The organism is Microbacterium sp. B19 (assembly GCF_000333395.1).
Lineage (GTDB): Bacteria > Actinomycetota > Actinomycetes > Actinomycetales > Microbacteriaceae > Microbacterium.
Map to the genome: position 1 here is coordinate 1 of NZ_BADA01000128.1, position 7520 is coordinate 7520.

A 7520-nucleotide genomic window follows, 5' to 3' on the forward strand; every position below is an offset into this window, starting at 1 on the left:
AGGATGCCGCCGCCCGTGTCGAGTTCGGTAAGCTCACGCCGCTGTACCCGCAGGAGCGCCTCCGTATGGAGACGGCCCCCGAGAAGCTCACGCAGCGCCTCATCGACCTGGTCGCCCCGGTCGGCAAGGGTCAGCGCGGGCTCATCGTCGCGCCTCCGAAGGCAGGCAAGACGATCGTGCTCCAGCAGATCGCCAACGCCATCGCGCACAACAACCCCGAGGTCCACCTCATGGTCGTGCTGGTCGACGAGCGTCCCGAAGAGGTCACCGACATGCAGCGGACGGTCAAGGGCGAGGTCATCGCCTCGACGTTCGACCGCCCCGCGGAGGACCACACGACGGTCGCCGAGCTCGCCATCGAGCGCGCGAAGCGCCTCGTCGAGCTCGGCCGCGACGTCGTCGTGCTGCTCGACTCGATCACCCGCCTCGGCCGCGCCTACAACCTGTCGGCGCCGACGTCGGGTCGCGTGCTCACCGGTGGTGTGGACGCCTCGGCGCTGTACCCGCCCAAGCGTTTCTTCGGCGCGGCGCGCAACATCGAGAACGGTGGGTCGCTCACGATCCTCGCCACGGCGCTGGTGGAGACCGGCTCCAAGATGGACGACGTGATCTTCGAGGAGTTCAAGGGCACCGGCAACAGCGAACTGCGCCTGAACCGTCAGCTCGCCGACAAGCGCATCTTCCCGGCGGTCGACGTCAACGCGTCGTCCACGCGTCGCGAAGAGATGCTGCTGTCGCCCGACGAGGTGAAGATCACCTGGAAGCTGCGTCGCGCGCTCGCGGGTCTCGACCCGCAGCAGGCCCTCGAGGTCGTGCTCGGCAAGCTCAAGGAGACGCAGTCCAACGTCGAGTTCCTCGTCCAGATGCAGAAGTCGATCCCGACTCCCGCGCGCGGAGACAACGGGCACGACAACGGCATCCGCTGAGCCGTGTCGGATTCCGGCATCCTCGAGTCCGTCCGCGGGCTGATCGACGAGCACCGGCAGGTCGAGCTCGAGCTCAACGACCCGGCGGTGCACGCCGATGCGGCGCGCGCGAAGCGCGTCAATCGGCGGTACGCCGAGCTGAACCGGATCGTGCACGCCTACGAGGCCTGGCAGGCGGCGTCGGACGACCTGGATGCCGCCCGCGAACTCGCCCGCGAGGACGACGCGTTCGCCGAAGAGGTTCCGGCGCTGGAGCAGCGCCTGGACGAGAGCCAGGAGCGTCTGCGCCGCCTGCTCATTCCGCGCGACCCGGACGACGCCCGCGACGTCATCATGGAGATCAAGGCGGGCGAGGGCGGCGCGGAGAGCGCGCTGTTCGCGGCCGACCTCCTGCGGATGTATCTGCAGTACGCGGCATCCATGGGCTGGAAGACCGAACTGCTCGAGCGCAACGAGTCCGACCTCGGCGGGTACAAGGACGTCCAGGTCGCGATCAAGGGCTCCTCGAGCGACCCCGCGCAGGGCGTGTGGGCGCACCTGAAGTACGAGGGCGGCGTGCACCGGGTGCAGCGTGTGCCCGCGACGGAGTCGCAGGGCCGTATCCACACCTCGACGACGGGTGTGCTCGTCTTCCCCGAGGTCGACGAGCCCGAAGAGGTCGCGATCGACCCCAACGACCTCAAGATCGACGTGTTCCGTTCGTCGGGACCCGGCGGCCAGTCGGTGAACACCACCGACTCGGCCGTGCGCATCACGCACCTCCCGACCGGGATCGTCGTGTCGATGCAGAACGAGAAGTCGCAGCTGCAGAACCGCGAGGCGGGTATGCGCGTGCTGCGCGCCCGCCTGCTCGCCAAGCAGCAGGAGGAGCGCGACGCGCAGGCCGCCGACGCCCGGCGCTCGCAGATCCGCGGCATGGACCGTTCGGAGCGTATCCGCACGTACAACTTCCCCGAGAACCGCATCGCGGACCACCGCACCGGGTACAAGGCGTACAACCTCGACCAAGTCATGGACGGCGCGCTCGGCCCGATCATCGAGTCGGCGATCACCGCCGACGAGGAAGCCCGGCTCGCGGCGCTCTCCGAGGGCTGACGCTCAGGTCGGCCGCGCCCTCTTCGCGCGTGTCGCGGACACAACGAAGGAGAACTGCCCCGGGCTGGGCAGAAACCGCGTCTCTTCGCAGCCCGGTCCCCGATTCTGCTTCGTTGTGTCCGCGACGGGTGCTGGCTCAGGCGTCCCAGGCCGGCGGGTGGGGGAGCGGGCCGCGACGAGCCTCCAGCTCGGCGCCGAGCGCCAGCAGCGCCGCCTCGCCGCCGGGGCGGCCGATCAACTGCACCGACACCGGATGCCCCTCGGCATCCCTCGTCACGGGCAGGGTCAGCGCGGGGAGCCCCGCGACGTTGACGAAGCTCGAATACGGCGCGTACTCGACCTGCATCGCGAACGTGCGTTCCGGGTCGTGCCCCGCGTACCACCCGACCGGCCGCGGCGACTGCGCGAGCGCCGGGGTGAGCACCGCGTCGAAGGCCGCGAAGTCGGCGATCGTGCGTCGCTCGAACGCGCGGGCCTCGGTCAGCCCGCCGAGCAGCTCGGGCGCGGTGAGTGCACGCCCCTCCTGCACCAGCCATGCGGTGAGCGGCTCGACCAGCGTGAGGTCGTGGGTGCTCAGCGGGATCCGCGCGGCGCTCGCGCGCCACAGCACGCGGAACAGCGCGGGATAGCCGACCGGATGCCAGTCGGCATCGGCCACGGCGTGTCCGGCGTCGCTCAGCCAGGCGGTTGCCGTGTCGAACGCGACCCGGGCATCGGGATCGAGGGTGATGTTCTCGTCGTCGTCCCACGGCGAGACGGTCGTGACGCCGATACGCAAGCCGGCGGCGGGTCGGCTTGCGGCCTCCACGAACGGGCCGCTACCGGGCGCCGCGGTGGCGTACGTGAACGGGGCGAGGCCCACCAGCGCGTCCAGCAGCAGCCCGGCGTCCTCGACGGTGCGTGCGATCGGTCCCGTGACCGAAAGTCCGTCGGGGGCGTCGAACCCCGACCCGATCGGCAGCCGTCCACGTGACGGCTTCAGACCCACGACACCGACGGTCGCCGAGGGGATGCGGATCGAGCCGCCCCCGTCCGAACCGACCGCGGCGGGCAGGAGTCCCGCCGCCACGGCGACGGCGGCACCGCCGCTCGACCCGCCCGCGCCCGCGGAGGGGCGCCAGGGGTCGCGGGCGGGCCCGTGGATGAGCGGTTCGGTGAAGCCGGTGAGCCCGAATTCGGAGGTGCTCGTCTTCCCGACGTTGATGGCGCCCGCGACGTCGAGGGCTGTGGCCAGCGGATCGGATGCCGAGGGCACGATGTAGGCACGGGAGCGGGAGCCGTACCGGGTCGGCACGCCCGCGCGGGCCACGAGGTCCTTGTCCGCGAGCGGCACGCCCCACAGCGGACCGCGAGGAGAGGAAGCGAGGACTTCGGCGGCGCGCCGGCGGGCGGCATCCGGGGTGACCTCGGCGAACGCGCCGAGGTCCGCGAACCGGGAGACCCGCGCGAGGTAGTGCTCGACGAGGTCGCGAGGGTCCAGCGCTCCCTCCCGGAGAGCCGCGACCTGCGCGATGAGGGACAGGTCGTGCGGGCGCGTCATGCCTCGAGCCTACGGCGAGGGCGTGGGGATCAACCGGCCCGCCGCGTGGGCACGGGCCGCGCCCCCAGGTCGGCGAGGATCTCGCGCGGCGATCGTCCGAGGTGGTGACGGAAGGCGCGGTGCAGGTGCGACAGGTCGCTGAACCCCCACTTCGCGGCGAGGTGTGTCATCGTCACCCCGCCTCCCTCCGCGCGCAGGTCATCGGCGCACCCTTCGACGCGCAGCCGCATGACGGTCTGGCTGAACGTGAGCTCCTCACCCTCGTAGAGCTGGTGCAGCTTGCGCACCGAGATGGCGAAATGCCGTGCGATGGCGGCGGGCGAGGTGTCCACGAAGCGGATGTGACGTTCGAGATGGTGCCGGATGCTTCGCCGGAGCGCCGCGTCGCCGCCCGTCGTGTCGGCCAGGGCCTCCACGGGGGAGACCTGGGTCAGCGCCGCGGTGAGGGAGGTGACGGCTCGACCGACGGCATCCGTCTCGCCCACGCTCATCCGGGCGGCCTGCATCCACGACGACCGCAGGGTGTCGGCGATGACCGCGCCGAGGCCGGTCCCGGCCGAGAAGGTGCGCGCGGTCGCGTTCGCACGGATCACGTCCGAGATCGCGGCGGAGGGTACGCGGAACGACACCGTGCGCCACGGGTCGAGGTAGTCCAGCGAGAACGGCCGGGTCGCGTCGACGAGAGAGAACGTCCCGGGACCGGACATGGTGCGCCGGCCATCCTGCGACACCACGCAGCGTCCGTCGAGCATGAGGTTGAGGAAGACGACCTCGTCGTCCACGCGACGCACCTCGTCGACTCCGTGGTGGATGATCTGCGGGCACGTGGTGATCTCCGCACCGTTCGTCTCGCCGAAGGCGCGGCTCTCGACGCGTCCCTCGAGTCCGACGCGGCGCCAGTCGTCCCGGCTGTCCCGCTCCGCCGGTCGCAACGGGGTGAAGGCCGCGCAGACCACTTCGCGCCAGTACGCGTGCTGCTCCGCCGGTGGCTTCTCGCGGGTGTCCCACAACTGCATGACGTGCTCCTGGATGACGCCCCGATGAGGGGCGGCGGGTATCGACGAACACAGCAGAGCAGCGGGCTGTTTCTCTCGACGACCCCGTGCGTGTCCGCCGGGTAACGAAGTGCTCACGGTGCGCTCGCGTGCACTCTCGTCCTCGCCACCGTGCAGTGGCATCCAATCTCCGCCGGTTCCGGCGCTGCGACGCTACCCAGACCTTCCACCCGAACGAACGAGGAGCACACCCGTGGCCATCGACTTCACCCTCTCCGAAGAGCAGCTCGGTCTGCGCCTGCAGGCCCGCGAGTTCGCCGAGACCGTTCTGAGCCAGGTCCCCGACGTCATCGCCCCGATCCCCGACCCCCTGGGGCGGTTCCGGGCGCTCAAGCCCTTCTACCAGCAGATGGTGGATGCCGGTTTCGTCAAGGGACTCATCCCCGCCGAGAACGGCGGACACCGGTTCAGTAACCTGCAGTTCGCGCTCGCCTGCGAGGAGCTCGCGCGCGTCGAGATCAACACCCCGACCATCGTCCTCGGCACCGGTCTCGGCACGTTCCCGATCATCACGGCCGGAACGCCCGAGCAGAAGGAGCGCTTCCTCGCGCCCTTCGTCGACGGCAGCCCGGCTCTGGCTGCCATCGCCTTCACCGAGGCGGCCGGGGGCGCCAACTTCGATCACCCCGACCCGAAGTACGGCGTCCAGACGTTCGCGGTCCGTGACGGCGACGAGTGGGTCATCAACGGGCGCAAGGCGTACACCACCAACGCTTCGGGCTGGGATGACGAGGGCGCCGACATCATCAGCGTCGTGTGCCGCATCGACGAGACGAAGCCCCCGGCCGAGTCGCTGGCGATCATCGTGGTCGAGAAGGGCACGCCGGGCGTGACGTTCTCCGGGATCATCGACACGATCGGCCACCTCGCCACCAACTCCCCATACGTGGACTTCGTCGACGTGCGGGTGCCGGTGGAGAACCTCATCGGAGTGCCCGGCGACGGGCTCGCGTTGACGAAGGGGGCGTTCTCGTGGACGTGTTCCAGCATCGCCGCCGCGGCTGTCGGCAAGATGCGTCGGGCCTTCGAGATCGCGTACGACTTCGTCTCGACAGAGAAGCGCTCGGGGAGCGTGCCGGTCATCGACCACCAGAATGCCGGGTACATGCTCGCCGACATCAAGACCCGCATCGAGGTGGGGCGCTACTTCGCATGGAAGGCCGCGGACCACTTCGACAAGACCGGTGGACTCGACCGGGAGCTGTCGAACATGTCGAAGATCTACAACTCGGAGTTGTCGGTCCAGACCGTCTACGACGCGATGCGCCTGGTCGGGGTGGACTCGTACGGCGACCGCGCTCCGCTGGGCGACATCATGCTGGACGTGCTGTGCCTGCCCATCTACGACGGCGGCAACATGGGCGTCCGGCGCCGCCACCTGCACGAGATGCTGCGTACGCCCGGCTACGACCCGCTCGCGGCGGCCGAGAACCGTCTGTCGCTCTGACGAACGGAGGGCCGGTGCGGTCGCACCGGCCCTCCGTCGCCTCTCAGCGACAGGCTCAGATCCAGTATTCCGGCGCCGTCAGCAGCGCGCGGGTGTCTTCGTTCGCGCGGCGCAGACGCGCCTTCGCGGGGACGCCGACCAGCACACTCTCGGGCGGCGCATCGCGCGTCACGACGGCGTTCGCGCCGACGAGGCTGTGAGCGCCGATCGTGATCGGTCCGAGGATCTTGGCGCCGGCTCCCACCGCGACCCCGTCCTGCAGCGTGGGGTGGCGCTTGCCGCCCTCGCGCTGGCGACCGCCGAGGGTCACACCGTGGTACAGCATCACGTCGTCGCCGACCTCCGCCGTCTCGCCGACGACGACACCCATGCCGTGGTCGATGAAGAAACGGCGTCCGATCGTCGCGCCGGGGTGGATCTCGATGCCCGTGAGCCAGCGCGTGAGCTGCGAGAGCGCCCGCGCCGGGAAGCGGAAGCCGCGGACCCACAGGCGGTGCGCGACGCGGTAGGACCAGACGGCGTGCAGGCCCGGGTAGAGCAGCGCGATCTCGAGGCCGCCGCGGGCGGCGGGGTCACGGAACTTCGCCGCCGCGACGTCCTCGCGGATGCGGGAGAGGACCCCCACGTCAGTTGTCGCGCAGGTCTTCGTACAGAGCGGTGGAGAGGTAGCGCTCGCCGTACGAGGGGATGATGACCACGATGTTCTTGCCCTCGGCTTCGGGGCGGCGCGCGATCTCGAGAGCGGCCCAGATCGCCGCGCCCGACGACATGCCGACGAGGATGCCGTCCTTCGCCGCGGTCTCGCGCGCCAGACGTATCGCGTCGTCGAACTCGACGTCGATCACCTCGTCGAGGATCTCGCGGTCGAGGATCGCCGGCACGAAGTTCGGGCCGATGCCCTGGATCTTGTGGGGGCCGGGGTGACCCTTGGTGAGGATGGGGGAGTCGGCCGGCTCGACCGCGACGATCTTGACGCCGGGGACGCGCTCCTTGAGGACCTGGCCCACACCCGTGATGGTGCCGCCCGTCCCGATGCCGGCGACGAAGTAGTCGACCTTGCCGTCGGTGTCGCGGAGGATCTCCTCGGCGGTCGTCTTGCGGTGGATCGCCGGGTTCGCCTCGTTCTCGAACTGCCGCGCCCACACGGCACCGGGCGTCTCGGCGACGATGCGCTTGGCCTCCTCGACCGCGAACGACATGCCCTTGGTCGGGTCGGTGAGCACGAGCTCGGCGCCGAACGCGCGGAGCAGCACGCGTCGCTCCTTCGACATGGAGGCGGGCATCGTGAGGATGACCTTGTACCCGCGCGCTGCGCCGACCATCGCGAGGGCGATTCCGGTGTTGCCGCTGGTGGATTCGACGAGGGTGCCGCCCGGCTTCAGCTCGCCGGACGCCTCGGCGGCGTCGACGATCGCGATGCCGAGTCGGTCCTTCACGCTCGAAGCGGGGTTGTAGAA

Annotated in this window: 7 protein-coding genes; 3 read left to right on the top strand and 4 right to left on the bottom strand. The window is 70.3% G+C overall.

The annotated features are described in order from the left end of the window. Both rho and prfA read left to right on the top strand, forming a co-directional pair. The coding region (gene rho, locus I5G_RS04840) for a transcription termination factor Rho (RefSeq protein ID WP_022878049.1) at positions 1-926 on the top strand (926 nt) is incomplete at its 5' end. Between the two features lie 18 nt (positions 927-944). Then, entirely contained in the window at positions 945-2021 is a 1077-nt protein-coding gene (prfA, locus tag I5G_RS04845; protein WP_026095656.1) for a peptide chain release factor 1, read from the top strand. Positions 2022-2157: 136 nt separating this feature from the next. Here prfA and I5G_RS04850 read toward each other — a convergent pair whose 3' ends face one another. Beyond that, a complete protein-coding gene (locus I5G_RS04850; RefSeq protein ID WP_022878051.1) occupies positions 2158-3561 on the bottom strand; it encodes an amidase in 1404 nt (467 codons plus the stop codon). A 29-nt stretch (positions 3562-3590) separates the two neighbouring features. Next, positions 3591-4577 (bottom strand): helix-turn-helix domain-containing protein, encoded by a 987-nt coding sequence (locus I5G_RS04855; protein ID WP_022878052.1) that lies wholly within the window; start codon positions 4575-4577, stop codon positions 3591-3593. A gap of 232 nt (positions 4578-4809) precedes the next feature. Between I5G_RS04855 and I5G_RS04860 the strand changes: the two genes are divergently transcribed. Further along, positions 4810-6063, top strand: coding sequence for an acyl-CoA dehydrogenase family protein (locus tag I5G_RS04860; protein WP_022878053.1), 1254 nt, complete (start codon positions 4810-4812; stop codon positions 6061-6063). Between the two features lie 55 nt (positions 6064-6118). On the opposite strand, the gene epsC is transcribed toward I5G_RS04860, so the two are convergent. Both epsC and cysK read right to left on the bottom strand, forming a co-directional pair. After that, positions 6119-6688, bottom strand: coding sequence for a serine O-acetyltransferase EpsC (epsC, locus tag I5G_RS04865; protein WP_022878054.1), 570 nt, complete (start codon positions 6686-6688; stop codon positions 6119-6121). Position 6689: 1 nt separating this feature from the next. Next, the coding region (gene cysK / locus I5G_RS04870) for a cysteine synthase A (protein WP_022878055.1) at positions 6690-7520 on the bottom strand (831 nt) is incomplete at its 5' end.